Annotated in this window: 2 protein-coding genes; both read right to left on the bottom strand. The window is 67.5% G+C overall.

From position 1 onward, the window contains the following. Positions 1–145: 145 nt before the first annotated feature. A complete protein-coding gene (locus QQS14_RS16515; RefSeq protein WP_285908113.1) occupies positions 146–361 on the bottom strand; it encodes a TraR/DksA C4-type zinc finger protein in 216 nt (71 codons plus the stop codon). Positions 362–367: 6 nt separating this feature from the next. Further along, on the bottom strand, positions 368–628 hold a 261-nt coding region (locus tag QQS14_RS16510), incomplete at its 5' end, for a tail fiber assembly protein (protein WP_285908112.1).

Raw genomic sequence — 628 nt, 5'->3', positions numbered from 1 at the left:
TGATGCCGCGCGCGAAAATTGACTCTGAATTGCGCGATAATTGACCCTGTCCCGGTGTTTCACAGTGTGCAATAGCCTTTCAAAAACAGAGGGTGCGCGTCAAGGAGATTGGCGCGCCCCCGCCTGTTCCTCTTGTCATTATCCTTTATATATGCTCGGCCTCCTCCTGGCAGTCGCGGCAGAGGGCGCAGCCGGGGATGGCCATGAGCCGGGCCGGGGCAATGGGCTCGCCGCACTCGCGGCAGATGGCCACGCCGTCCACCATGAGTGCGCCGGGGCCGATGCGGTGGTCTCTGTTGGCCAGGGCGGCGGCGCGCTCCAGAGCCTCGCACGCCTGGGCCATGTCGACTATGTCGGCCATGACCGCCTACCCCAGCACGCCCGGTGCGGTCGGCCACGGCGCCGCCGATGCGTCGCCCTGCCACGGGAACCCCGCTTCGCCGGTCAGGTCGCGCAGGGCCTGCCGGTAGACGATGCACTCGGTCTGGGTGGCGGCGTCCAGCGGCGAATCAGACAGCACGGCCCAGTCGCTGGCCGTCAGGAGCGTGTCGCGGGCGGCGCGGATAACAGCGGCCATGGCCGTCACGTCCTCGACCCAGCCTCCAACCTCGACGTCCCAGGCATACAG

The organism is Pseudodesulfovibrio pelocollis (genome assembly GCF_030282845.1).
Lineage (GTDB): Bacteria > Desulfobacterota > Desulfovibrionia > Desulfovibrionales > Desulfovibrionaceae > Pseudodesulfovibrio > Pseudodesulfovibrio pelocollis.
The sequence above is the reverse complement of the archived record's forward strand: the minus strand, read 5'-3'. Positions and strand labels throughout refer to the sequence as shown.

Bases quoted from the DNA above. Each gene is read 5' to 3' on its own strand.
- QQS14_RS16515 (WP_285908113.1), bottom strand. From the start codon at position 361: ATGGCCGACATAGTCGACATGGCCCAGGCGTGCGAGGCTCTGGAGCGC.